Below are 25,996 nucleotides of genomic sequence, written 5' to 3'. Positions count from 1 at the left end.
ACTCATTTATTTCGATACTTCTATCTTCCCGAACCCCTTCTCCATATTCCTTTCCACTTTCACATGGATGCAATCTTCCAGCCGGATGTTGGCCCTGGCTTCGCCGGAAGGCCTGAAACCGGTCCGGTAGATGCGGTTGTTGGTGAAGGAAAGCCCGTCGGTACTGCGCGCGAACAGCAAGGGATAATCGTATTGCAGGAACGTATTGTCGTAAATGCGGATGTTCCGGTGCACGAAATTCCCCGGCGCCGGCTTCTTCACTTCGGGCTCTATGGCGATGGTATAATTGTGGCTGCCGCTGTTGTACGCACATTCCTGGAAGGTATTGCCGCGGATGGTCACATCGGTGACGGGGCCGGATTCGTACCAGCCGGATGCATCGTCTGCGATGAGGATCGCATGCATACCGGTGCGGAAGAAGACGTTGTTTTCGATGAGGACTTTCCGGCGGGTAGTGACGAGCAATCCCCGCGTGTTCGTTCCCTCGAAACGGCAATTCCGCACGGTGAGTGCAGGCGTCCAGGAAACGTTTTCCAACGCATCGCCTTTCTTGACACCGGTCACGTCTTTCGTGAATTCCACTTCCATTTCCCTTTCTGATACCAGTTTCGCGTGTTGTACCACCGGACAGGCATAAATTTTCAGGGAAGCGGCATCGAGGAGGGCGGTGCTGTCTCCGGCGAAGAAAGCCTCCATCCCATAGGTCTGTGCATGTCCGAAACGGAGCCGCAGCTTCCGGGGGCCAAGCACTTCCTGCACCATCAGATGCGTACCATGCACGTTCACGGGATCGTCGTGCGCACCGTTGAAGCGGCAATCCTCGATCTTGATCTGGCCGCGGCAGCCGGAAAAGTGCATACAGTCCGCAAACGCGGCGATATGCCGGCCATTGTCGCGCGGCACAACGAAAACGCTGTCGTATGTGAGGTCCTCCGAAAACTGCGCCACGATGCCGAGCCCGTGCATGTAATGCATCCGCACATCGTGCAGGCGTACGTTTTCGGACCGGTTGATGAAAGCGCCCACATGGTCGCGGATTGGATCGCGGACGGTGATCACATCCCCCGGCACAAATTTCCTGTTCCTGAAATTTCCGCGGAAACGCACGCTGAGCGGACCTGTGCGTGCTGCCTTGCTCCGGTCGAACGGCGCCCAGTTGTCGTACCAGTATGTACTATCCGCCGTATGTACCCTGATGGCGTGGAAATGTTTCATCCCCCAGCCTTCCCCGTACCACTGGAAATTCCCGTCGCGGATGTCGTACCGGGAATCAGGGTGAATGGCGGCATCCACAACGGAATCGCTGGCAGCGGCGATGGTGAGCTCTGACATGCTCGGCCTTTCGAAATCCACCCGGATGCCTTTGACGGTGATATTCCTGCAATCATCGACCACCCAGGTGATCATTTTTCCGTGGAAAACGAGCAGTGCGCCATTGCCCTCGAGCGTGAAGTTCTCCATCCGTTCGAACAGCAGGCCGGTTTTCTTCACTTTGGACGGGCACTCCGTTTCGGATGAGGTGTTGGAGATGAAGTATTCCCTTTCGGCGGCGTGCTCGGGCCAGATGTCGTATCGCCCCGGTTCCAGCACCAATACGGCCGCATTCTTCTCTTTACATGCTGCAATAGCGCGCTGGATGGCCGGCAGGGCGTCTTCGTAGGTGCCGGGCCGCGTCCCGAAATCCGCCGCGCGGACGGTGTCGCCGGGTGATGCCGCCTGTGCCGAAAGTGCGCAGGCCGTCAAGACGGCGGAAAGCATGCTTCTCTGTATCATTTCGATTTCGATGTAGGTTGCAATGTCAGAAAATATTGCGGGATTGTCCGGATCGATTGTATGGCGGGCCCGAGGCGTTTCGCCTTTTCAGCGGCATCTGCATCAACACCGGAAATATCCGCCGTCCAGGGCATGGCGCGGAACGTAATAGCTCCGCCCCCGAGGTACCGTGAAACGCCGAACATCCATGGCCGACCGTTGTAGAGGTTATCCGTCAGAACCTTTCCATCGCGCACGGCGTTGAGATGCCCGCCGGTATAGGCGATTTCCAGGAATATGTCGCGCAGGCCACCGGGGAGCGTTGCCGGCAATGCCACTACCGGCCCATCGGCGACAATTCCCGCCGGGCAGGCCGGAACGTGCCAGGAATACCGGCGCCATGGGCCGACTGCCACTGAATTGCCCGGCAAGATATTGCTGGCGGGGTAAATGCGCAAATCGAAAGCCGTGTCCTGCAATTGCCGCAGTTCCCATTCCTTACCCTTGTCGAGCACCTGCGCGGAGGTCAGCACCAGTTTTTCGCCATCGGAAGCCTTCAGCCGCCAGCTGTTTTCCGCGTCAGACCGGGATACCAGCAGCAAGTTCATTTTCCGTCCGTCGGCCGCGGTGACGCTCGCTTTACCGGGCCCTGCGGGCCGGAGCCTGATAAGTCCGTTCTCCCGGACAATTACCCATCCGTCGGCTTTCACTTCCTTTACAGATCGCCCGTCGAACGCGAATTCAGGCGTCATGCCGGGGATTTCGGTGAATACGAGATGGAATTGGCCGGCCGAATGGAACCTTGCGATGGGTTGCGCGGTGGCGTAGCGGATCGTGGTACCGTTCGCGGAGAGGTTTATGGGCAATACCGGCGCCGTTCCACCCCTGACCGTGAGTTCCGGGAACTCCACAATACCGTCCGGCAGCTTCACCCGTAATTTGACGTGTTTATCGGGCATATCCACCCTTACCTGCGTGTTGCAGAGAAACAGGAATGCTTCGTTGCCGCTCACCCTGGCCACATAGCGCAGGCGGGATGTGTCGAGCTCGTTGCGGACGGGGTTTTCCGGCTCCACCACCTGCATGGGCGCCAGCGCTTCGCCGAAATCCCGGATAAAATGATGGAGCAGCCTGAGGCACCCGAGCGTGGGGGCCGATAGCCCGAATTCGCCGATAGGCGCCTGGAAGTCGTAACTTTCCGGGCAATCCGGGGTGCGCAACCCGGGCATCTGCGTTCCGCCAACGAACATGTAATAGCCCATCAGGTTCACGCCCCGGCCGAGCTGGTTCTGTACATGCGCTTCCACCACGGCGGGCGCTACGACGAACCGGTTCTCCCAGGTCATCTGGCTGCCGGCGCCCTGCTCGCACATGCCTTTCGGGTATTTGTCGACGTCGTAGTACATTTTGCTGAATGCATCCGTCATGATCCACTGATCGTTCGCATACAGGAAATCTTTCGTGGCTTTGCCGCCGGCATGTTCCCAACCCCGGTAAGGATAGGCGCCCTGCAGCGGGATGGCTTCGAACCGGTCGTCGTTGAATACGGTATTGGCTGTCACGGAAAAATAAACAGGGCGGAAACCTGCGTCCAACGCCAGCTTTTTCAGCGTTCCGATATGCGATCTATCCCCGGATGCGTATTCGTTTTCCAGCTGCACGCCGATTACCGGACCGCCGTCGGCGAAGAAGAGGCCCTTGCATTGTGCTCCGGCCACTGTGTAATAGCGGCGTACGGCAGCGAGATATGCGGGATCGTTGCGGCGCCGGCCCTTCATGCGGTATACCCATTCCGGCAGGCCGCCGTACAACTGTTCCGCGTTGCAATATGGCCCGATCCGCAACCATACGTACAGCCCGTTTTCCGCACACAGGCCGATAAACCGGCGAAGGTCCCTGTTGCCCGACCAATCCCAGGTCCCCATGGGCTGTTCGTGCCCGTTCCAGAGCACATAGGTGCTGACGATGGAGATGCCGGCTGCCTTCATTTTCTGCAGCGTTTCGTTCCAGTACTTTTCCGGATACCGGCTGAAGTGGAACTCGCCCATGATGGGGAACCAGGGTTTTCCGTTCATTTCGAACCAGCGGCTGTTGACCGACAGTGTCTTGCCTGCGGGGCTTTCCCCTTTCATCGGTAATGGCGCCGGTTTCACGGGAGTCTGCCGCGATGCGTCCAGTTCATAAGTACGTACCTGCCCGTAGGTTTGCATCCAGCCGGTGAATATGACGGCAGTGAGATAAGTTGCTTTTTTCATACGAAACAAAAAGATAAGGCAGCCCGCCGGGAGTTGCGGGCTGCCAAGGTGATGCCGTGTTTATTTAACGAGCGTCAGTTCGAGGGTCCAGGTGTTCCTGGTTTTACCGTCGGCTGCCGTCACCTCATAGGAAACGGGCTTTGAGTAATCTCCCGGGGCGCCCAGGGCCGGGGCGCCGTTGAGGGGTTTAATGGATGCGGCCGTTGAAACGTCGCACATGCCCACGATGTTGGCGGTGGTCACTTTGCCACGCTCCGCGTCCGGGAAATTTCCGGCGGCGGCGGGAACGGTGGTAGTAACCTGTATCGTTTTCCCGTTGATGGCGGGCGCATTGGTGTTGAAGCGCACTACGCGGAAGACGCCGTTGTCGTTCCAGCGGTATTCAAAATCGAAACGGGTGATGTTGGCGTCGCTGAAAGCCGGCAGTTCGTCCAGTCCCTTTTTCAGGCAGGAAGACAATAACCCCGCAGCCACGCACAACCCTATCATCAAGTATTTTTTCATCATGCAATTTTTAAATCGTTTACAAAAAATCACCATCCATCGTTATTGGGCAGCAGGTTGGGATTGGCCTGCACCTGTGCCAGGGGTACAGGAAACAGGAACCTGCGGGGATTGAACTGGCGGTTGGCGTTGTTGTTGAGCGAAATGGTTGTAAGGGTGAAAGAGCGCCCGTCGGCCCCGATATCTATTCCCCGGATGCTTTCCGCCAGTTCCGGGATAGCGGTCAGGCCGTTGAACTTTGCCCATCGGAGGAGGCTCCAGTAGCGGTCTTCCTCCAACACCATATCCACCCGGCGCTCGTTCCTGTATGCGGCCCATGCCTGCGCTTGCGACAGATTTTCCAGCGCCGGCAAACCGCCGTGCGTTTCCCTCGTTTTGTTCATCGCGGCTACAGCTTCGGCGGTACGGCCCTTCAACAGGAGCGCTTCAGCGTAGTTAAGGTAAACTTCGCCGAGCCGGATGACGGACTGGTGATGGTCGGTAGGGTCGCTGTACCAAACCTTCTTCGCTTCGTATAACCCTTTGCGGTAGTAATAGTTGGTTTCCGAAACGCCCCATTCCCCACCGGTATTGCTGAGCCGGTTGAGATTGCCCAGGGCGCGGGTCCACACCACGTTATTGAAAAGTTTGGTGGAATCGTATACGATCGTGGCGTAGAAACGTTTGTCGCGGTTGAAGTAGATCGCTTTTGAAACGTAGCCGCCATTGGCCAGAAAATCCAGGTAGTACGATGACTGGTCCCATTTGCGGGCCTTTCCGTCCGCATCGTCGATCACTTCGTACGCATCCACGAGGTTCTGGGACGGGAAGCGTTCCGGCCATCCTTCAAAGCTTTCCACATAGGCGGGGTGGTTGTATCCGGGATTGAGCTTCTCGTTGCCGTGGTTCGGGCAGAGGTATTGCATGGCGGTGCCGGAAAACGTCGTATTGATACTTTTGCGGAAATAAGCCAGGATCAGCTCTTTGGAAGCCTGTGCTTTCCCAAAATCATTGAACATCCCGGCATAATCGGCGTCGAGCGCGTAGCTCATTCCGATCACGGCCTGGGCATCGTTCAGCACCATATCGAGGTAGGCGTCCTTTTTTGCGGGCACGTATGCCGCTCCCTGCAGCGCTACGCGTGTGCGCATGGCGATCGCCGCGGCTTTCGTGGCGCGGCCGGTGGGAGCAGAAGCCGGCAGTTCGGCCGCCGCATCTTCCAGGTCTTTCAGGATGAACGCGTACGTTTCCCCGATGCTTTTGCGCGGCTGGCGGAAATCTTCCGTGTTCTGATCGAGCACCTTGTCTACGATCATCACGCCGCCGAAGCGCTGTGCGAGATAGAAGTACACCATCGCGCGGAGGAATTTCGCTTCGGCCATCATCACTTTCCTGTCTGCTTCGGGAATCAACGTGCTGGCGCCAAGCTTCTCCAGTATGAGGTTACAGCTGCGGATCCGGCCGTACTGGTTCCACCCGGCATCATAACTGTTATCGATGTTTTCAAGCGTTACGTTGTTCGTATAGTTGTTACAGTTATTATCCGTCCAGTCGTCGATCTTCTGGTTATAGTAGAGTTGCAGCACGCTGCCGTAGGTGCCGAACAGGAACCCTTCCGCCAGGTTTTTATCTTTCCAGATCGCTTCTTCGGGAAAACGGTCCAGGTATCCCTTATCCAGCAAATCCTGTTTGCAGGCCGTAAAGAATACGATGATCGCCGCTCCCATCCATATTATTTTTTTCATGTCGTTCTTTTTTGTTGATGAAAACTAGAATCCGATGTTCAGGCCAACAGAATAGACTTTCTGTACGGGGTATCCGTAATTGCTTTCGTCGGAAGTTTCGGGATCGAAGAAGTCTGTCACGGGCGAGAACGTCAGCAGGTTCGTCCCGTTCAGCGTCAGCAGGCAGCTGTTGAGGAATCCCAGTTGCCGGGGGAACTGCTTCTTCGCGTCGAACGCGATGCGCAGGCTTTTCAGCCGGAGGTATCTTGCGTCCATCAACCAGAAATCGGAAGAAGTGCCGCCGGGCGCGTAGTTATTGTTGCCATTGCGGTCTGAGGAAAGCGACTGCCGGGGAAAACGCGCATCGCGGTTGCCGGGCGTCCAGAAGTCGCGCTGGAAGTCGTACACCAGGTTAGTGGCCGTATAAGCCGTCAGCGAGCCCTGGAGCCTTACGGTGCGGGTGCCGGTCCCCTGCCACAGCATCTCGATGCTGAAAGCCTTGTAACTGGCCGCCAGGTTCACGCCGTAGGTCAGCGCCGGGAATCTTTGCTTGCCGATGCGGGTGGCATCGTTTCCGTCGATCTTGCCGTCGCCGTTGGTGTCCTGGTAGCGGATGTCGCCGGGGGTAAGCTGTCCGCCGGGCGTGTAGCGCGGGTTGTTGATGATGTCGTCCACCGTCTGGTAATATCCCAGGTTGTGCAGTCCCGTGCCCCAAACGAAGGTGGCGTGGGTCTGGCGGCGGAGGGGGTTTTTCAGGGAAATGCTGTCTTCGCTGTCGTTACGCTCCCACAGCTCATTGTACATCGTCAGGTTACCGCCGATGGAATAATTGAAGTCTTTGCCGGCGCGGTCTGCATAATTCAGCTGCAGTTCCATCCCATGCCTTCTGAACGCCGAGCCGGAGGAGGCATACGGCAGGCTGGTGCCCAGCGGCGTGGTGTAGCGCGCGGCTGAATTGATGATGTAACCGGTCGTTCTTTTATAAAAATATTCCACCGTACCGCTCAACCGGTTGCGCAGCAATGCGAAATCGAGTCCCGTATTGTAATCGCGGGTAGAATACCATGATAGCACGAACCTGTCTACCAGGCTGCCTTCCCGGAACCCCGTCATCGGGTTCCCGCCTACCACATAAGCGTTCTCGATGAGGGAATAACTGTTCAGCAGGTAAGGGAAACGGACGGAGTTGCCGGACGGGTCGCGGACGTCGTCGTTGCCAACCGTTGCCATGGTATACCGTAGCTTGAACTGGTCGAAGATATTTTTGAATGGGAAGAATGTCTCTTCGTTGGCGGCCCATCCGATAGACAGCGAGGGGAAAAAGCCCCATTTGCTGTTGCGCTCCCTGGGAAAGCGGTCGGACCCATCGTACCGGAAGCTACCCTCGATGATGTAGCGGGCGTCGTAATCATATTTTACGCGGCCCACATATCCGCGGCGGCCGCCTTCTCCTGCAACGCCTCCGTTGGTGAGGCCGATGTTGCTGCCGGCAAAAAGCTGGTCTACGGCAGACGATGGGAAATTGATCCTTTTGGCAGCCAACTGTTCGCTTTTTTCTTCGCTTTCCTCATAGAGCGCCAGTACGTTCACGGAATGTTTACGGAAACGCTGCTGGTATTCGATCCGGGCCTGCAGCGTGGTAGCCTGGTAACGGTCCACGATCTCTTCCAGCGAAGGCGGGGTACGGTATTGTTCGATGCCCAGGTTGTCGAACTGCGGCGCGCGGGTGAACCATCCCTTCCGGAAGCGGTCTTCGATTTTGTAATAACCCAGCAGCCCGGCTTTCAGACCTTTCACCCAGGGCACCTGCCAATCGAGCGTAAGGTTGCCGTTCACGTTGCGGTACTCGTCGCGGCGGTAACCGGAACGGCCATCGATGTCTACCAGCGGATGGTCTACCCCGGCAGCATAGGTACCGTTTTCGTTGTAGCCGAGCTTGAGCGGCGGACTGTTCTGCAGGTGGCTCCATATCTCGTATGCCGAAGCGCCGGGGAACCTGTTGTTGGTGATGGTGGCGTACATGTTGGCGCCGGCCGTCAGGCCCTGTTTATCGAAATGCTGGGTGATGCTGGCGCGTGCGTTGTAGCGTTTGAAGCCGGTGACGTCCGTTTTGTAATTGCTGTGCTGGTTGAAGTAGGCCAGTGAAAAGAAATACGTCGTTTTTTCGGACCCTCCGCTGACGTCGAGGCTGTATTTGGTCTGCGGCGTATAATTGCGCAGCGTCATGTCGTACCAATCGTTGTCTTGCCAAACCCAGGGATCTTTCCGGTTGAGGATGGTATCGAGGCGGCCCGGGGAATACACGGCGGGCTGGTTGTCTGCCGCGGCGGCCGCGTTTTGGGCAAGTGCGTAATTATATGCGTTGACGCGTTTGGGGAGCACGGTGGGCCGGGCAAATTCGGTCAGTACGCCGAAGTTGATATTCACTTTGCCGGCGCGGCCGCGTTTCGTGGTAACGAGGATGATGCCGTTGGCGCCCCTGGCCCCGTAAACCGCGGTGGCACCGCCGTCTTTAAGAATGGAAATATTTTCGATGTCTTGCGGCTGGAGGTTTTCGAAATCGAACCTCGACGATACGATGTTATCGATCACATACAGCGGACCTCCCCTGTCGGGCCCGGAGCCGCCCCGGATGGCGACCCTCGCGGAGCCAACTCCCGGTTCTCCGCCGGAGCTCATGGTCAGCACACCGGGCGCACGGCCCGCCAGCGCATCGGCGAGGTTATTGAACGGCAGCGACGCCATCTTGTCGGTTTTGATGGTGGAAACGGAGGTTACGAGTTTGCGGCGGGTATCGCTGCCGTAACCTACCACTACTACCTGCTCCAGCGCGCTGGTGGTTATTTTGAGCTGAACGTCCATCGGAGCGGCGGAAGCGGGCAGCTCACGGGTTTCGTAACCGATGAGTGAAAAAATGAGCACCGTGCCTTCGGGGACGTTCAGCTCGAAAGCGCCCGTTTCGGAGGCGGTAGTGCCTGCCGGCCCGTCTTTCTGCCGGATGATGGCTCCCGGCAACGGCGCGCCGGCCGTGTCTCTGACCGTTCCCCTGACAACGAGGAAACGCGCCGTTTCGCCGGGGTCCGGCGAAATCACGACCATGCCGGACGATTGAATGGACCAGCGCAGCGAGGTGCCGTCGAGCACGGCAGACAGTACGTCTTCCACTTTGGCGTTTTGCAGGGAAAGACTGACCGTTTTGCCGGCGGGCAGCAGGTCGTCGTTGTATATGAACCGTAAGGAAGTGCGCAACTCTATCTGGCGTAGCGCTTCCTTGAGACTGGCCTGGTCGAAGCGGACCGTGATCCTCTTTTGCGAGAACCCGGCCTGCAACTGGAGGCAGGCGATCAGCAGCAGGAAAGTGATCTTCATAACTTTAATGCACTGGGTGATAGCAGGCCGGTACGGCAAGCCGCAGGTCCTGATTAATTTTTTCATACCTTTGATTGAGATGGTTAGACAATAGATGCCCGTACCCTTTCCAAGCGGAGGGCATCCATACAGATAACTTTCTGAAGGGGAATGTGACCGCATTCCCCTTTTCGATGGCAGAGAATGTTAAGTGGAATTCATTTTCATAACGATTCGTGGATTTTGATGAGTGTGATTTGGTTGATTACATATTAATTACGGTCCGAAATGCTCACAGTGCGCGTCGCGCGATCGTATTCATAATCGAACTTGTTGCCTGATGCGGCTTTCAGTGCCTGGAGCACTTCTTCCAGCCTTTCCCCTTTCAATGATGCGGTAAATTCGAGTGCGGCGGCTTTCCCACCGTCGATGCGGAAGTTTACGTTGAACCATCTTTCCAGGCGGACGGCGAGCATGGGAAAAGGTTCCCTGTCGCAGATAAGCGTATTGTCTTTCCACGCGATTTCAGCGATAAGGCTATCGTTGCCCGGTCTTACCTGCAGCGATTCGATCGCGATGGATTCCTTCTCCTGCCTCCCGCTCCGGTCGATCTTCAGTTTTTCCATCGGTTTGAGGAGAACGGTCTCGTTCTTCCCGCCGATGGGATATTTTACCTGGAGGCTGCCGCTCAGTAACGCCGTTTCCACCGAAGATTCCCCTTCGTAAGCCTTGAGGTTGAAAGCGGTGCCGAGAACGGTCACTTCCACGTTGGGCGCCGAAATAACGAAGGGTAGCTCCGGCTCGGCCGCCACATCGAAATAGGCTTCGCCTACCAGCCTGATGCGCCGGTTTGCCGTGCCGAAGCCTTCGTCGTAAGTGAGCGTGCTGCCAGCGTTCAACCAAACGGAAGTCCCGTCCGGCAACGTGATACTCGATTTGATACCCGGCCTGGCCACGATTTCGTGGGCCGGATATTGCGGTTGGGCCGTATAATGACGGATGAGGAAAATTCCGGCCAGGCAGGCCGCAGCGAGGCCCGACCAGGTTAGGATGCTACGGCGGCGGGAACGCCTATGCGATATTTCCGGCACCATTTCAGGCTCCGTGCCGTCTTCCGCCGCTTCCGACATCTTCCTGCGCAGGCGTTCCAGCATGCGGTTCCTTCCGGCTTCGTCGACAGGGGGTGGTGCGGCCGGCCAATGTTTGGCCATGAGTGAGAGCGCGGCGTCGTTCTCCGGTCCGGGGACCTCCATGGCAGCCAGTTCCGCCAGCTCCGCCTCGGTTATTTCACCACTGAGTTTGCGGGCAGTGAGTATCCAGTATCTATCGGCAGACATGAAAAAGAAGTATTGGATTTGATTATAAGACAAATCCGCCGTGCCGATCACCTAAAAGAAAGGATAATATTTTTTACGGGTAACGGACCAGGTAGGGAGAAATGGCGGCATGGATGCGTTTCAGCGCAATGGCGACCTGGCTGTCGATCGTTCTGACCGAAATATTAAGAATGGCGGCGATCTCCTTGTATCGGAGCCCCTCTTCCCGGGCGAGCCGGAAGATCATGCGGCATTTGGGCGGCAGGGCGTCTACCGCCCGCGCCACGGCTGCCTGCAACTCCCGGTCGATGCACTGGCGCTCGGGGTCCTGCGTCTCGAAAAAAGGTTGCAGCTCCACATTCAGCTGGTCGAACGGAAAAAACATCCGCTTCTGCTGGTGCTGGAGATGGTTCAATGCTGCGTTACGGATGCATGCGTAAAGGTACACCCGGATATTATCGATCTCCGCCAGCTTTTCCCGCTTCTTCCACAACCCCGCAAATGTTTCCGCAACGATATCTTCCACCATCTCCCGGTCCGACAGGAACGACATCCCAAACCGAAGCAGCTCGGGGGAATAATGCAGGTACAACTCCTCGAAAGAAGCCACGTCTCCATGTAGCGCAATTTTTTCCTGCCAGTTACTCAGCATGTACGGAACCGATTATCAGATGTTCAAATTACACTTATTCTACACGAAATCAAACATCGGCGAAATTTCCGCCACGAAATAGGAAAAAAATATTATGGAAACGATTGCAATCCGATTGGCAGAACGGGAAAGATGGCCTGGCAATATTGCGCCCGGTGCCTGTCGGTGCTGTAGCGAACGATATGCAAAACAGCAAACAGGCACCGTTGCAACGGTGCCCGTTTTGCCTGTATCTGGAATCTGCTTTGCGCGGGCGGGTAAAATTACAAGCTACCGTACCAGCCCTGGAGCGTCAGGTAGTTATAGATCTGTCTCGCTTTGAAATGCATGGGCGTGCCATTCACAGTGCCGGTCCATTCCTCGATCGTTTCGAGGCCGTCGAAGGAATGATTGGTGCTGGTGACGGTCATCAGGTAACCGTCAACCGTAATATAGTCGGGCGAAAGCGGGTTGCCGTATACGATCATCGTGGCGGAGCCGCCGCTGTTCAGGGCAACGGTATAGCTTGCCGGGGCGGGCGAATGCGGGTAATCGTCCCAGGTTTTGAAGCCGTAAACCTGGCTGAAGACTTTCGCTACGGCAGCGTTAGCCTGGGAGATGTTGAAAGCGGGCGCAAATGTGATGAAACAAAACAGGGTGCAAAGAAGGATTTTTTTCATGGGTTTTAATTTTCTGGAAGTGAATAATGAGGAATTAAAGCCCACGCAAAGCAGTAGTCGGACCGGGGATCAACAGGGTAATTTCAGGAAGAGGGAGCTACCGGTGCAAGCACCGGTAGCTGTTGGATTTCGGTCCCTTTCCATTACCAACCGAATATCTGTTTCAGCGCAGGGTTCAGCACCGTCTGCGTCTGGGGAATAGGTCGATAGTAATACTTCGGTTCCACGAATGTCCGCGGCTGATCGCGGTCTACGGTGAACATGATGCGGCCTTTGTTACCTCCGGAGAGATAGAAGTTGTTATCCTTCCCGGTGGCATCTTTCAGGTGGAATTTGGTGAGTTTTTTCATCACGTCTTCCGGCAGCCCGGCGATCGGAGATTCATCGTTCGGACTGGCCAGTATGGCGATATCCGGTGTACCGTCTCCCGTCACGTCCATAGCGCCGAGTGCGGGCACGTACATGCCGCCCGGTGCATCTTGCAGGCGGGCGCCGGCTTTCCAGCGCAAGAGGTCGGAGAAACGCAGGCCTTCGCAGGCGAGCTCTACCCTTCTTTCGCGGCGCAGCTCCAGCAGCAGGGTGTTCGTAACGCCGGGATACTGGGCAGCCAGTACGGGGTCTGCCGCGGGCGTCAACGTCATGGCGGGCATTTGCACACGGGCGCGGAGGAGATTTACGGTGTTGTTGAGGTCGGTTGCCGTGATGGTGCCCAGTTCCGCTTTCGCTTCGGCGAGGTTCAACAGCACTTCGGCGTAACGGTAGATGGGGAGCGCGGTGTAGTTCGAGTTCCAGCCCTGGCGCTGCGACGGCAGGCGGGGATAGAATTTCACCTGGTCGTACCCGCCGATGGTGGGTTTGATCACGTAGGGCTTGCTATCCTGGTTCGGCGAAAAACCGGGCGAGGCGATGGTTTCGTTCATGCGGGGGTCGCGGTCGGCGAGCACTTCCAGCAAGGTTTTTGTGGCATAGCCGGGCTGCGCGGTGAAAGGCGTTCCGTCTTTCATGAGGTAGGTTTCGGCCAGGCTGTTGCTCAGCGCCCACTGGTAGCCCAACACGGTATGCGTGTTGTTGGCTGTGCCCAGCGCCTGCTGGTAGTCGGCCCACATGATGATTTCCTTCACGCCGTTGAGGGTGGCGCTGCAAAACAGGGCGCGATAGTCTTCCCCACCTTTCCCGGTATTGTTGATGGTAAACCGGTTGCTGCCCATGATCTGTTCGGATGCCCAAACGGAACGTTCCAGGAATTTTTTCCCTTCGTTGGTGAGGTTTACTTCCGGATGGTATTTCCGGAATGTGCCTTCGTACAAGCCGAACCGGCTCAGCAATGCGAGCGCTGCCCATTTGGTGACACGGGTGCGGTTGCCTTCGTCGGGTTTGATATTTTCAACGGCGTAGTTGAGGTCGGCCAAAATGGAATCCGCGATGAGCGCGCGGGTGTCGCGGCCTTTGTAGAGATCGGGATCGTCGGTTGCCAGTGGCTTTCCGTACCAGGGCACGTCGGAATAATCGCGCAGTTTGGAGAAGTAGAATATCGCCCTGAAGTATTTCGCGATGCCGATAAAATGACGGATCGCCGCGGCGTCGCCCTGTGCCTTGCCCGCGTTCACGAGCATGAAGTTGATACGGCGCAGGTCGCCCCATCCGCCCCATCCGCCGGCGGTCACCGGTGTGATCGTACCCCGCACCAGATCGTCGAGGTAGTTGGCAGCCTGGTAGTTGCTGGTGTTGTCGGACTCAATATCCTGGTATGGAATGGGTTGCATCCCATAAAACCCATTGGTGTAGGTCTCGAGGTCCTGCGGGTTATTGAAGAACACTTCTTTCGTTACTTCTGTTTTCGGGAAACGGTCGAGGAAGTTCTTCTTGCACGAAACTGCCGCCACAGTCGCCATTCCGAAACATATATAAAAACTGATCTTTTTCATGTGTTGTTAGCTTATCCGTTAAAAATTCAGGTTCAGGCCGCCGGAGTAGGTTTGCTGGAAGGGATACACGGAACCGTCCAGTCCTTCCGGATCGATCTTCGCTTTCAGGTGAGAGCGGGTCCAGATATTTTCCGCGCTGAAATAAATGCGCAGTCTTTCGATGCGGGCTTTACGGGTCAGTGTGCCCGGGAGCGTATAGCCGACGGTCACGTTCTTCAGGCGCAGGTAGGCTGCGTTCTGGAGGTACCTGGTTTGCGCGGCGCCCAGTTCCGAACCGTCTTCCGCGATGTAGGCTTTGAGGCGGGGGAAGTAGCCGTTGGGATTTTCGGGGGTCCAGGCGTCGAGGTTGTGCACCTGTACGTTGGCCCAGGGTTGTGCGTATACGCCCCAGAAGTAGTGGTTGCCGGGGTTGGGGTACCAGTCGCGCTTGCCCACGCCCTGGAAGAACACCCGCAGGTCAAAGCCTTTCCAGTCTGCGCTCAGGTCCAGGCTATACGGCAACCGGATGCTTCTGTTCCCGATCACGCGGCGGTCTCCCGGATCGTCCACGGTATTCTTGCCGTAATCGATCTTCTTATCACCATTCAGGTCGGCGAATTTCAGGTCGCCCACATAGAATTTGTATTTCTGATCGTCGGAACCTACTTCCGTCTGGTCGGGCCAGTTTTTCAGTTCCTCTTCAGACTGGAAGAACCCTGCCGAGGTGAAGCCCCAGATCTCGCCCCATTCCTCGCCCACGTAACGGTCGCCGATCAGGCGGGTGGGGTTGTCGTATTTTGTGATATAAGACCGGCTGTTTGCCAGGATGAACCTTGCGGAATAATTCAGCGGCGATCCGCCAACTTTCACGTTATCGCTCCATTTCAGGCTCAGCTCCCAACCTTTCGTTTTCAGCGAAGCGCCGTTCTCACGGGGCTCGCCGGTACCGAATACGGCGGGCAGCGTCTTGCTTTTTACAAGCATGTCTTTGGTTTCGCGGGTGTAAATATCGGCGTCGATACCCAGGCGGTTATTGAGCCACGACATATTCACGCCGAAGTTGCGCGTCTGTATCTTTTCCCAGGTGAGGGAAGCGGAAACAGCCCCGGGCTGGTTTACCATCATTGGCCGCGCCCCGTCGAGGATCTGGCCGATCTGGCCCGAGCCCATGGTGGGGATGTAAGCGTATGCCTGCGAAATGGCCTGGTTGCCGAGGGAACCGTACGATCCGCGCAACTTCAGGAAATCCAGATGGATGGCCTGCGCCACCGGCTTGAAGAAATTCTCGCCCGTTACCACCCAAGCTGCTGACACCGACGGGAAGAAGCCCCAGCGGTCTTTGGTCGGGAAGCGGGAGGTACCGTCGTACCGGCCGTTCAGTTCCAGGATGTACCTGTCGTCATAAATATAATTCAACCGGTAAAACAGCCCCTGCACCGCCCAGTCTGTGATCGTTTGCCGCTGGGTAGCGGTGCCCGTGGCCAGCTGCGGCGTAGGCAGCGATGTGCTGATGAGGCCCTGGCGCGTAGCGCGGGCGGATTCGTCGTAACGGTATTCCTGGTTAAAACCTGCCAATGCCTGCACGTAGTGCTTCTTCGCGAACGTCTTGTGAAAATCGGTATATACGTTGAACACGTTGTATCGCGCGGCATCGTCGCCAGTGGTGGCGTAGGAAGGATTGGCGCCGGTGTATTTTACGGGTTGGCCGGGGCCGTCGTAGTACGGCACCTGAATGTCAAAGGAGTTGACGGTATTGTTGGTGCGGCGGATGGTAGCGTCGCCCTTCAGGTCCCACACGTCTTTGATGATGTTCAGTTCACCATTCAGCGTGGCGGTATATTCGTTGATGTAGTTCTTGGTCCGGCCGCCGGTTTGCAGCCTTCCGAAAAGATAGCCGCCGTCTTTGGTCCAGCTGCCGTCGGGGTTGCGGAGAACGGACAGCGACGGGATGCGGTTCAGTTCATGGAAAAAGTTGCCGTCGAGGAATACCGGCGCATCGTAATCGCGGCTGGAGAATGTGGTGTTGGCGCCGAGTTTGATGCGGTCGGTCAGTTGATAGTTCACTTTCGCGCGGAGGTTGTACCGGTTCATGATATCGTTGCCGTATTTCAGCTGGCCTTCGTAGCGGAAGTATTCACCGGAGAGGTAATACGCCACTTTCTCGCTCTTTTGCGATACGCTGAAGTTGGTGGTAGACGTAGGCGCCGAGTTCTTGTAAGCCTCGTGGAGCCAGTCGGTGGTACCGTAATAGGCATATCTGGTAGCGTCGGTCGGGTCCACGATCACGGCAGGGAGCGAAGGGTCGGCGGAGCGTTTCTTCGCGTATTCGCGCACGGCGTCCGGGTACAGGTTGTACAGCGGCGTGGCGGCGCGGTGTTTATAATCCATCGTCAGGTAGGGATCGGTTACGAGCTTCGGAACGGCGCCCAGGTTGCGGAGCGCGTAGTTCGTGTTCACGGAGATGGAAATTCTGTCGGAAGTGCCGGACCTGGTGGTGATGAGGATCACGCCGAAGGCGGCGCGGGCACCGTAGATGGCCGCGGCAGACGCGTCTTTCAACACCGTAACGTTTTCGATATCGGCCGGATTGAGGCGGTTCAGCTCGTCGGGCGTTGCCGGAACGTTGTCTACGAGGATGAAGGGCCCGCCTTCCGTCAGCGAAGTAAGACCGCGCACGTTAAATGCGGGATTGGAAGTAACGCGGCCGTTGCTGAGGGTAATATTGAGGTTGGGCAGCAGGCCTTGCAGGCCGGTGGCGATGTTGTTGATGGGCCGGTTCTGGAGCTCTTTGCCGGAAACCATGTCTACCGCGCCGCTGAGATTCACTTTCTTCTGCGCGCCATATCCTACCACTACAATTTCCGTCAACCCGCTGGAGCCGGCTTTCAGGACGATCTGCAGATCGCCGGGACCGGCTACAATTTCCTGCGATTCGTGCCCGATGTAAGAAAATACGAGGGTGGCCCCTTCCGGCGCTTCGAGGGAGAAATGCCCCGTCACATCGGTCTGCGTGCCTTTGGTAGAACCTTTTACCATGACGGTCACGCCGATGAGCGGCGTCCCGTCTTCGGACCGCACGATGCCGCGGACGGGCCTGGCCACCACGGTTTCCCCGCTGGGCGTAATCACGATCAGCTTTCCGGAAAGCAGTCTGAAGGTGAGATCGGTGCCGGCGAGGGTTTCCCGCAGGATGTCGATCACGTGCGCGTCTTTTACGCGGATGTTCACTGTTTTGTCAGGGATGGTTACGTTGCGGTAAAGGAAAGTGTAATCACTTTTCTTGCTTACCAGCGTCAACAGTTTCTTGATATTGATGTTGGCGTAATCCAGGCTGAGCTTTTCCTGCGAATATCCATTTGCGCTTACCTGCAGAAATGCAGCCAGCAGCAGTACGGAAGTCAATTTCATACGCAGTAATATTTTTTTTAATCGCTCTTCAGGTACAGGAAAAATGCATGTACGGATTTTTTTCATATTTTTGGATTGTCGGTTGAATAAGATAGCCGTCCCCTGTGTTCTCAAGACAAGGCGGCAGTTTTCAGCCAGCATATAAAAGGAGGTGTTGCCGCACTTCCTTTTTTTTGTGGCCATGGTCAGCGGAGTAATGTTGCTATATCATAGGCGCAGCTTTTTGATACGTAAATGTTTTACCAGATTTCAATTTGATGATCGCCCAGTGATTTGTATTGGAACTGCATCGTCAATTGCAGCGCCTGAAGTACCTCGGGCAGCGGCTTGTTGTTAAAGGCGCCGGAGAAGACCTCGCCTTTCAGCTTATCATTGTTCAATGTTATACTTACGTTATACCAGCGTTCCAGCTCGTTGGCCAGCTGTTCGAAGGTGACATTTTCGAATTCCAGGCGCCCCTGCATCCAGGCGGGCTCGGGATTCGTTTGCGTCGCCGACGCCATGCTGCCCATATTCTGCACGTCCGTTTCCGGCGGCAGCGGTTTCAGGGTAGCCGCCGGCGCATCTCCCGTAGCGGGCAGATCGATCACCAGCCTCTCGAGGGGCCGCAATCTCACCTGGGCTTCCTCCCCTTTCGTTTTATAGGCGATCTCCACCTTCCCGGTAATGAGGAACGTCTCGACACGGTTATCTTTCGGATAGGCTTTCAGATTGAAAGTGGTGCCCAGCACCCGCACGTCTACTTTCCCCGTCCGGATAACGAACGGATGCTCTGCACTGGCTTTCACATCGAAAAACCCCTCTCCCATGAGCGTCACGGTCCGCTCTCCGTTCGCCAGCGCGGTGGAATCATATGTCAGTTTGCTGCCGGCGTTGAGGACCACGCGCGACCCGTCGGGCAGCAGCACCTCTTTCCTCGTTACGCCAAAAGCCGTTTCGGCAACGGATTGCCGGGCCGATGTCCCCGTCATCCAGTACAATACTCCGCCTGCGCCGGCCAGCAGGGCCACGCCGGCCGCGGCCAGCCATCGCCTGGGCATCATCCTCCGGCGGATGGCCGGGGCGGGCGCCAGCAGCTCGTCGAGCTTGCCCAGCCCGCGCTCTTTACGGCGCAATTCATCTTCCGTGGCGGCGTCGCCGGGTTTGGGAAGCGGGGTCAGTTCTTCCACCATGTTCAAGGTATAGTGAAGCCCGGGCTCAGCAACCAGCAACCGCTCCAGCTCTTCCAGCTCCCCTGCCGTTGCCTCGTTCGCCACTTTCCTGGACATTAATAAAAATAAACGCTCTTGTGTTTCATGCATCTGAATAGGACCTTTTACATCAGAAGGACGATATCCGCTTCCAAAAACCCCCAAAAGAAAACCCCTTTTTTTTTCAATCGCCTGGAACTCCATCCTGTCAATCGTTTGCAAAACACAACTACAGCCTTAGTTTGATAAAAAAATGACGCATCGGAATAAAAGGGAGTTTGTTTTTTCCCGTGAATATTTCATACTTTACCGGCAATCGAATCGCTATATTATTTTTTTCATCCTGGTCTTTTGTTAACTTTAGCATAATCTACGTATGATAAATTGCAGCCGGTATGACTGACACTGCAGCCTTATTCAGGAAAATGACGGCGGAGAACGATCAATTTGCTTTCCGGCAGTTTTACGACCATTTCTTCGTGACGTTGTTCCGTTTCACCTGCTCTTTGTTGAAAGACAGGGAAGTGGCGGAAGAGATCACGCACGACGTGTTCGTACAATGCTGGCAGAAGCGGCATGAGCTGGGGGATGTGCGCAATCCGCAGGTGTACCTGTTCGTAGCCGCCCGAAACAAGGTGGTAGACCATACCCGCCGGCAATCGCAGCTCCGCAGCCTTCCCCTCCAGGAAAGCGACGAGGAGCAACTGCAATTCTCGCCCGATCCGGAACAGTTGCTGATCACTTCGGAAATGATGGGAAAGATGGAGGAAGCCATCCGCGAACTGCCGCCCAAATGCCGCGAGATATTCATTCTCGTGAAGCAATACGGCCTCCGGTACAAGGAAGTGGCCGCTATCCTGGAACTGTCTACCAAAACGGTGGAGAACCAACTGGCCATCGCCCTGAAAAAACTCACTACCGCCGTCACCTTCCGGCTGGAAATGAAAGTGATGAAGAAGATCTGATCCCTCTACAATATGAAAAAAGCCCACCGCATGGTGGGCTTTTCCTTTTATGAAAAGTAGGTTTGCTACGCTACGTCGCGCACTTCCACTTTGACGATGCGGTGCTGGTCCATCTGCTTTACTTCGAACCGCAGCCCGCGCCATTGGATACTGTCGCCTGCAGCCGGGATCCTCCCCAGGCGATCGAGGATGAAACCGCCGAGGGTGGCGAAGTTCTCGAGGTTTATTTTTTTCTGGTCGATGGGGATATGCATCCTTTCGAGGAACTCCACGAAAGGGATTTGCGCGTCGGCGAGGATGGCACCATCGTCCTGCCGTTTCATTTCATATTCGAATTCGTTCGTTTCCGAAATATCGCCCACCAGCGCGTCCACGATATCGTTGATGGTGATCATGCCTTTCACGGCGCCGAATTCGTCTACCACCATAGCCTGGTATACTTTTTCCTTGCGGAAGAGGTCGAGGATCTGGTAGGTACGGTTATGCGTGGTGATGAGGAGGAGTTTCTTCTTGAAGGATTCCAGGCGCTGGAGGGAATTTGAGAGGCTGTCGCTCAGCAGGTCTTTCGAATACACGAACCCGTACACGGTGTCGAGGTCGCCGTTGGTGAGGGGGTAGAGGGTGTGTTTGTTGGACAGGATTTTTTTCCGGTTAACGTCTGCCGCATCGTTGACATTGAGCCATACGAGCTCGTTTCGGGGCGTCATGAGCGTGGAAGCCTGCCGGTCGCCGAGGCTGAAAACGTTCTGGATGAGGGCTTTTTCCGTTTCTTCGATCACGCCGCCCTGGTGGCTTTCGGCGATGATGACTTTCAGTTCCTCTTCCGAGTGGATGTCGCCATGTTCGTGAATGGGCCTGATGCCGATGATTTTCAGGATGGCGTTGGCGAAGCCGTTGAGCACCCAGATGAACGGGCGGAATACGGCGTAGAAGATTTTCAGCGGTACGGCCACGGCAAACGTGGTGGGAACGGGTTTGCGGATGGCGAGGGATTTGGGCGCCAGTTCACCGAACACGATGTGCAGCACGGTGATGCAGAGGAAAGCGATGGGCAATGCGATGTTGTGCGCGGTGGCCGGCTCGATGTGCAGGCCCAGGCTATTGAACGCCGAAAGGATCAGCGTCGTCATCACATCTTCGCCGACCCAGCCGAGGCCGAGCGAAGCGAGGGTGATGCCGAGTTGCGTGGCGGCAAGGTAGCCGTCGAGGTTATTGACGATGCTTTTGGCGATGCCCGACACGGCGGCGCTGCGGCCGGAACTGACTTCTATCTGGGAAGAACGGACTTTTACGATGGCGAATTCCGCCGCTACGAAGAAACCGTTGAGTAATACGAGGAATAATGTAAGCAGGATGTCAAAAGCCATTACTTGTTAAAATGGTGAAGATATAAAGATAGGGTAATGTGGGGCGCCATGCAAGGGGCTTACCAACTGCAAAAGAATATACTTTCCCCTTCCACGAAATTGTCGATGAAACCCGATTTGAAATGCGCCGCAATTGCTGCATAATGGCTGTCTTTCGCCAGGTAAGCGAAAAAGATATATATTAGAAGCCGACAGTTCATTTTCCCTCCGGAGTTCCGGCCAAAGGGGCCCATGGTGACGCAACTGGTCTTCAGCGGCGTGCCGCGCTATCTCGTGCTGGACGAAAAAAGCAATGTGCTGATCGATACGCAGAATTCCCGTTTGTTGATCGAAAAGATCGAACGCATGTTGTAAACCACATATCTGACACGGGTCAGAATTTCCATGCTTACACCACTGTTCCATCAAAAGCTGAATAGCGATAAAATCATTGCAAAAACAGGTTCGGAAATAATCAATATTGCGTCAATGACAAGTGGCGCCGGGAGGCAATATCAATATCATTATCCTGCCACGTAAAGCAGCGTTTGTTATGTATGGACAATATAAGTTACCGTTCATACTGCCGATTACTGCCGCTATCTGGGTTCACCTATGCAAAATTACGGGCCCGACCTATCCTATCGGCCGGCAAAATGGCGGTATCGCACGGGTAATTATGTTTGGTGCAGATAAAACGGCCAGGTCGGGGAAATCAACGGATGAACCATTAGGGGCCGGAGGTCTGGCGCGGCATAATTCCGACCCCGAAAACACGGGAATATGTCAGCGAATATGTATGCCTGATCATACCGGTCGAAACAGCATCGCCGTTAACGAATTCCCGGAAAATCAGCGAAAAACCGGTAGTCATAATTCCCCGGATTTCCGCACAATAAGATTTAATTTTATCGTCACGATCCTACCGCTCCAACCCGCCCGGAGCGGCAGTCGGGGACCGAGCAACGGTCCCAAAGCAACCACGGGCTACAATTTCAGTGAATTTTGAAAAATAAATGTTAAATTCACACTCAACAGTCAATCAAAAGTAGAATCGCGTTAAAATAGTTGCAAATATTGCGTTATCTATTATCAATATCGCGTCAAAGATAAGCAGCGCCCCGGGGGCGAACCAGACACCATTAATAGCCACGTAAAGTAGTGATCGTTATTTGTGAACAATGAAATCTTGCATGTCCGTACCATGTTCCAACGTTATTTAATTTTCGCATTCGGCGCACTCGCCGTTTTTACTTCCTGCAACGATAGCGGGTCACACCGTACCGCCGAAGTTATGCCGGATTCCGTGGATTATAATTTCCATATCCGGCCGATTTTGTCGGACAGGTGTTTCGCCTGCCACGGCCCCGATGCCAACAAGCGCGAAGCCGGCCTCCGGCTCGACGTGGCCGACAGTGCCTACAAAGCCCTGAAGGAATCTCCGGGGATGCACGCCCTCGTGCCCGGGAGCCCCATGAAATCGGCCGTTTTCCTGCGCATTACGACCGAAGACAGCACCCAGCGCATGCCGCCGCCGGCTTCCAACATGACGCTCACCGCCTTCGAGATCAAACTCATCGAAAAATGGATCAAACAAGGCGCGAAATATAAGCCCCACTGGGCCTTCGTTCCCCCCGCAATGCCCGCCGTCCCCAAAAACGGCGACGGATGGGCGCGCAATGAGATCGACCGGTTCGTGCTGGCAAGGATGGAAGAAAAAGGCCTCCAGCCCAATCCCGTGGCCGACCGCGAACGACTCCTCAAACGCCTCAGCCTCGACCTCACCGGCCTCCCGCCCACCGCCGACCGCATGGAACGCTTTGCCAAAGACACCAGCGAGCGCGGATACGAGAAAATGGTAGACGAACTGCTGGCAGACAGCGCCTATGGCGAGAAAATGGCCGTCCACTGGATGGACGTGGCCCGATACGCCGATTCCCACGGTTACCAGGACGATAACTACCGCTCCATGTGGCCCTGGCGCGATTGGGTGATCTACGCATTCAATAAAAACCTCCCCTACAAGGATTTCGTGACCTGGCAACTCGCCGGCGACATGATGCCCGGCGGCGGCCGCGAACAGCTCCTGGCCTCGGGGTTCAACCGCAACCATAAAATCACCGAAGAAGGCGGCGTCATCGATGAAGAATACCGCGTTTCGTACGTGATAGACCGCGCCAACACCTTCAGCAAAAGCCTCATCGGCGTCACCATGGAGTGCGCCCAGTGCCACGACCATAAATACGACCCCTTCTCCCAGAAAGAATATTACGAGCTATATGCCTTCTTCAACAACGTGAAGGAAGTAGGCCTGGAATCCGTAGTCGGCGGACCGGAAACCTACGCCAAGAAGCCCTTCATGGAAATCACCCGCGAAGACATGGAAGGCGCGCTCCGGTTCATCAACCGGCAGGATACCAACCGCCTCATCGTATCCATCATGGGCGAGCAGGACTCCGTGCGCAAATCCTACATTCTTGGCCGCGGGGTGTTCGACAACCCGACCATCGAGGTGAAACCCGGCACGCCGGCTTCCATCATGCCATTCAATTCGGCCGCCCTGCCGCCGAACCGGTTAGGACTGGCCACCTGGCTCTTCGATGCGAAAAATCCCCTCACGGCCCGCGTTTTCGTCAATCAGATGTGGCAACAGGTGTTCGGAAAAGGGATCGTGAAAAGCACGGGCGATTTCGGGATGCAGGGCGAGCTGCCCAGCCACCCGCAACTGCTCGACTGGCTGGCGGTAGATTTTATGCAGCATGGATGGGACGTGAAGCGACTGATGAAACAAATGGTCATGACCGCCACTTACCGCCAATCGGCTAATATCACGAAAGACAAGCTGGAAGCAGATCCTGACAATATTTACCTTTCCCGCGGGCCGCGGTTCCGCCTGCCTGCGGAAACGGTGCGCGACCTGGTGCTGGCTTCCAGCGGGATGCTCGTCCACACCATCGGCGGCCCCAGCGTGAAACCTTACCAGCCCGCGGGCTTGTGGGAACTGGCCACTTCCGGCCGGGGATCGCTGGCCACTTACCGGCAGGACCATGGCGAAAGCCTGTACCGCCGCGGATTGTACACGTTCATCAAAAGGACCGTCCCACCCCCGTCCATGATGATCTTCGACGCCAGTAACCGCGACCAGTGCGAAGTGAAACGCTCCGCCACCAATACGCCGCTGCAGGCGCTCATCATGCTCAACGACCCAACGGTACTGGAAGCCTCGCGGGTATTTGCCGGGAAACTCCTGCAAAAGGGCGGCGATACGGAAAAGAACATCCGCCAGGCGTTCCGCTCCATCGTTTGCCGCACGCCGGAAGCAGCCGAGGTAGACATCCTGTCGAAATATTACGCGCAACAGCAGGCCTGGTTCAAAAGCAAGCCCGCCGAAGCGGAAAAACTCCTCCGGCATGGCGAATTCCCCATGGCCAAGGGGCTCGATGCCTCCTCCTGGGCCGCCATGATGCAGGTCATCACCACTATTTACAACCTGGAAGAAACTTTATCTAAAACCTGATCCCCGGTAAAAATACGCGCCATGAAAAATGAATTCATCGAGCGGCACCTGAACATGAACCGCCGCAAATTCCTGTCGAATCTTAGCCTCGGCGTTGGCAGCGTGGCCCTCGGCTCGCTCCTCATCCCCGACCTGTTCGGCAGCCGCACACCGGAAGAAGCGGCCTTTGTGCCGGGGATGCCGCACTTCGCGCCAAAAGCCAAACGGGTCATCTACCTGTTCCAGAACGGCGCGCCCTCGCAACTCGAAAGCTTCGACTACAAACCGAAACTCCGCGAAATGATGGGCCAGGAGCTCCCCGCTTCTATCCGCATGGGACAAAGACTGACGGGCATGACGGCCGGCCAGTCGTCGTTCCCCCTCGTAGGCTCCCATTTCGACTTCCAGCAATATGGCCAGGCCCGCGCCTGGATCAGCGACCTCTTCCCGCACACCGCGGGGATCGTCGACGATATCTGCATCGTACGCTCCCTGTTCACCGAGGCCATCAACCACGACCCGGCGCTTACATTCTTCCAGACCGGCGCCCAGCAAGGCAACCGGGCGAGTTTCGGATCGTGGATGAGTTATGGTTTGGGTAGCGAGAACAAAAACCTCCCGGCATTCTGCGTGCTGCTGTCGCGCGGGAAAGGCAACGGCCAGGGCGTGTACTCCAAACTCTGGAGCAACGGGTTCCTCGACAGCATCCACCAGGGCGTACAGTTCAGCAGCGGCGATAGCCCCGTGCTGTACCTCAACAATCCCGAAGGCATCGATTCCACCAACCGCCGGCAAATGCTCGATCAGCTGGCGGCGCTGAACGATAAATCGTACAAGGAATTCGGAGATCCTGAAATCAGCACCAAGATCCAGCAATATGAAATGGCATATCGCATGCAGACGGCCGTTCCCGAACTGACCGACCTTTCGCGCGAGCCGGACGATATCCTCAAAATGTACGGACCGGAGTGCATGGTGCCCGGCACCTTCGCCGCCAACTGCCTGCTGGCCCGGAAACTTTCCGAAAGCGGCGTGCGCTTCATCCAGCTGTATCACCAGGGTTGGGACCAGCACGGGAACCTGCCCAACGAAATGGCCGGGCAGGCGAAGGATGTGGACCGCGCGTCCGCAGCGCTCATCACCGATCTCAAACAACGCGGGCTGCTCGATGAAACCCTCGTGATCTGGGGCGGCGAATTCGGGCGCACGAATTATTGCCAGGGGAAAATGACGGCCGACAATTACGGCCGCGACCATCACCCCCGCTGCTTCTCCATCTGGATGGCCGGCGGCGGCGTGAAGCCCGGCATCGTTTACGGGGAAACCGACGAGTTCGGGTACAATATCGTCAAAGATCCCGTGCACGTGCACGACTTCCACGCTACCGTGCTGCACCTCATGGGCCTCGACCACGAAAAACTCACATTCAAACACCAGGGACGCCGTTACCGGCTCACAGACGTTGCGGGACAAGTCATTCCCGGACTGATGGCCTAAA

At 56.2% G+C, this 25,996-nt stretch carries 16 protein-coding genes; 4 read left to right on the top strand and 12 right to left on the bottom strand.

Annotated features, from left to right (window positions below; all coding sequences use genetic code 11):
- Positions 1-6: 6 nt before the first annotated feature.
- The 11 genes from EJ361_RS14075 to EJ361_RS14025 form a co-directional block, all read right to left on the bottom strand.
- Entirely contained in the window at positions 7-1,773 is a 1,767-nt protein-coding gene (locus EJ361_RS14075; protein WP_126246270.1) for a right-handed parallel beta-helix repeat-containing protein, read from the bottom strand.
- On the bottom strand, positions 1,770-4,007 hold the full coding sequence (locus EJ361_RS14070) for a beta-galactosidase (RefSeq protein ID WP_126246269.1): 2,238 nt from the start codon (positions 4,005-4,007) through the stop codon (positions 1,770-1,772). Before EJ361_RS14070 ends, EJ361_RS14075 begins: the two co-directional genes overlap by 4 nt.
- 60 nt (positions 4,008-4,067) lie before the next feature.
- Positions 4,068-4,511 (bottom strand): DUF5018-related domain-containing protein, encoded by a 444-nt coding sequence (locus EJ361_RS14065; RefSeq protein ID WP_126246268.1) that lies wholly within the window; start codon positions 4,509-4,511, stop codon positions 4,068-4,070.
- A 29-nt stretch (positions 4,512-4,540) separates the two neighbouring features.
- On the bottom strand, positions 4,541-6,235 hold the full coding sequence (locus EJ361_RS14060) for a RagB/SusD family nutrient uptake outer membrane protein (RefSeq protein WP_126246267.1): 1,695 nt from the start codon (positions 6,233-6,235) through the stop codon (positions 4,541-4,543).
- Positions 6,236-6,259: 24 nt separating this feature from the next.
- Positions 6,260-9,649 carry a SusC/RagA family TonB-linked outer membrane protein gene (locus EJ361_RS14055; protein ID WP_164714236.1) on the bottom strand — a complete coding sequence of 1,130 codons (3,390 nt, stop codon included), beginning with the start codon at positions 9,647-9,649 and terminating at the stop codon, positions 6,260-6,262.
- 185 nt (positions 9,650-9,834) lie between these two features.
- Positions 9,835-10,899 (bottom strand): FecR family protein, encoded by a 1,065-nt coding sequence (locus tag EJ361_RS14050; protein ID WP_126246265.1) that lies wholly within the window; start codon positions 10,897-10,899, stop codon positions 9,835-9,837.
- A gap of 73 nt (positions 10,900-10,972) precedes the next feature.
- Complete coding sequence (locus EJ361_RS14045) at positions 10,973-11,530, bottom strand: RNA polymerase sigma-70 factor (RefSeq protein WP_126246264.1); 558 nt, start codon at positions 11,528-11,530, stop codon at positions 10,973-10,975.
- A gap of 263 nt (positions 11,531-11,793) precedes the next feature.
- On the bottom strand, positions 11,794-12,189 hold the full coding sequence (locus EJ361_RS14040) for a hypothetical protein (protein ID WP_126246263.1): 396 nt from the start codon (positions 12,187-12,189) through the stop codon (positions 11,794-11,796).
- Between the two features lie 143 nt (positions 12,190-12,332).
- The gene (locus tag EJ361_RS14035; RefSeq protein WP_126246262.1) at positions 12,333-14,114 is read right to left on the bottom strand and encodes a RagB/SusD family nutrient uptake outer membrane protein; all 1,782 of its coding nucleotides are present in this window, start codon (positions 14,112-14,114) and stop codon (positions 12,333-12,335) included.
- Between the two features lie 18 nt (positions 14,115-14,132).
- Positions 14,133-17,501, bottom strand: a complete 3,369-nt coding sequence (locus EJ361_RS14030; protein ID WP_126246261.1) for a SusC/RagA family TonB-linked outer membrane protein — start codon at positions 17,499-17,501, stop codon at positions 14,133-14,135.
- Positions 17,502-17,740: 239 nt separating this feature from the next.
- Positions 17,741-18,769, bottom strand: a complete 1,029-nt coding sequence (locus EJ361_RS14025; protein ID WP_164714235.1) for a FecR family protein — start codon at positions 18,767-18,769, stop codon at positions 17,741-17,743.
- A 317-nt stretch (positions 18,770-19,086) separates the two neighbouring features.
- Between EJ361_RS14025 and EJ361_RS14020 the strand changes: the two genes are divergently transcribed.
- A complete protein-coding gene (locus EJ361_RS14020; protein ID WP_126246259.1) occupies positions 19,087-19,656 on the top strand; it encodes an RNA polymerase sigma factor in 570 nt (189 codons plus the stop codon).
- Positions 19,657-19,721: 65 nt separating this feature from the next.
- Here EJ361_RS14020 and EJ361_RS14015 read toward each other — a convergent pair whose 3' ends face one another.
- Positions 19,722-21,023: a hemolysin family protein gene (locus EJ361_RS14015; protein ID WP_126246258.1), complete on the bottom strand. Its 1,302-nt coding sequence runs from the start codon at positions 21,021-21,023 to the stop codon at positions 19,722-19,724.
- Positions 21,024-21,254: 231 nt separating this feature from the next.
- Between EJ361_RS14015 and EJ361_RS26015 the strand changes: the two genes are divergently transcribed.
- The 3 genes from EJ361_RS26015 (at position 21,255) to EJ361_RS14005 (ending at position 25,995) form a co-directional block, all read left to right on the top strand.
- Positions 21,255-21,377, top strand: coding sequence for a hypothetical protein (locus tag EJ361_RS26015; protein WP_262707076.1), 123 nt, complete (start codon positions 21,255-21,257; stop codon positions 21,375-21,377).
- An 829-nt stretch (positions 21,378-22,206) separates the two neighbouring features.
- Positions 22,207-24,519: a PSD1 and planctomycete cytochrome C domain-containing protein gene (locus tag EJ361_RS14010; RefSeq protein ID WP_126246257.1), complete on the top strand. Its 2,313-nt coding sequence runs from the start codon at positions 22,207-22,209 to the stop codon at positions 24,517-24,519.
- Positions 24,520-24,540: 21 nt separating this feature from the next.
- Positions 24,541-25,995 carry a DUF1501 domain-containing protein gene (locus tag EJ361_RS14005; protein ID WP_126246256.1) on the top strand — a complete coding sequence of 485 codons (1,455 nt, stop codon included), beginning with the start codon at positions 24,541-24,543 and terminating at the stop codon, positions 25,993-25,995.
- The last annotated feature ends 1 nt before the right edge of the window (position 25,996 follow it).

Source organism: Chitinophaga rhizosphaerae (assembly GCF_003958645.1).
GTDB classification, from domain to species: domain Bacteria; phylum Bacteroidota; class Bacteroidia; order Chitinophagales; family Chitinophagaceae; genus Chitinophaga; species Chitinophaga rhizosphaerae.
This window is presented reverse-complemented; position numbering and strand designations above follow the sequence as displayed.

What these genes read in the sequence shown, in the direction of transcription:
- EJ361_RS14060 (WP_126246267.1), bottom strand. Translation starts at nt 6,235, where the DNA reads ATGAAAAAAATAATATGGATGGGAGCGGCGATCATCGTATTCTTTACG.
- EJ361_RS14055 (WP_164714236.1), bottom strand. Translation starts at nt 9,649, where the DNA reads ATGAAAAAATTAATCAGGACCTGCGGCTTGCCGTACCGGCCTGCTATC.
- EJ361_RS14020 (WP_126246259.1), top strand. Translation starts at nt 19,087, where the DNA reads ATGACTGACACTGCAGCCTTATTCAGGAAAATGACGGCGGAGAACGAT.
- EJ361_RS14070 (WP_126246269.1), bottom strand. Translation starts at nt 4,007, where the DNA reads ATGAAAAAAGCAACTTATCTCACTGCCGTCATATTCACCGGCTGGATG.
- EJ361_RS14005 (WP_126246256.1), top strand. Translation starts at nt 24,541, where the DNA reads ATGAAAAATGAATTCATCGAGCGGCACCTGAACATGAACCGCCGCAAA.
- EJ361_RS14030 (WP_126246261.1), bottom strand. Translation starts at nt 17,501, where the DNA reads ATGAAATTGACTTCCGTACTGCTGCTGGCTGCATTTCTGCAGGTAAGC.
- EJ361_RS14015 (WP_126246258.1), bottom strand. Translation starts at nt 21,023, where the DNA reads ATGGCTTTTGACATCCTGCTTACATTATTCCTCGTATTACTCAACGGT.
- EJ361_RS14050 (WP_126246265.1), bottom strand. Translation starts at nt 10,899, where the DNA reads ATGTCTGCCGATAGATACTGGATACTCACTGCCCGCAAACTCAGTGGT.
- EJ361_RS14010 (WP_126246257.1), top strand. Translation starts at nt 22,207, where the DNA reads ATGTTCCAACGTTATTTAATTTTCGCATTCGGCGCACTCGCCGTTTTT.
- EJ361_RS14035 (WP_126246262.1), bottom strand. Translation starts at nt 14,114, where the DNA reads ATGAAAAAGATCAGTTTTTATATATGTTTCGGAATGGCGACTGTGGCG.
- EJ361_RS14045 (WP_126246264.1), bottom strand. Translation starts at nt 11,530, where the DNA reads ATGCTGAGTAACTGGCAGGAAAAAATTGCGCTACATGGAGACGTGGCT.
- EJ361_RS26015 (WP_262707076.1), top strand. Translation starts at nt 21,255, where the DNA reads ATGGTGACGCAACTGGTCTTCAGCGGCGTGCCGCGCTATCTCGTGCTG.
- EJ361_RS14075 (WP_126246270.1), bottom strand. Translation starts at nt 1,773, where the DNA reads ATGATACAGAGAAGCATGCTTTCCGCCGTCTTGACGGCCTGCGCACTT.
- EJ361_RS14040 (WP_126246263.1), bottom strand. Translation starts at nt 12,189, where the DNA reads ATGAAAAAAATCCTTCTTTGCACCCTGTTTTGTTTCATCACATTTGCG.
- EJ361_RS14025 (WP_164714235.1), bottom strand. Translation starts at nt 18,769, where the DNA reads ATGTCCAGGAAAGTGGCGAACGAGGCAACGGCAGGGGAGCTGGAAGAG.
- EJ361_RS14065 (WP_126246268.1), bottom strand. Translation starts at nt 4,511, where the DNA reads ATGAAAAAATACTTGATGATAGGGTTGTGCGTGGCTGCGGGGTTATTG.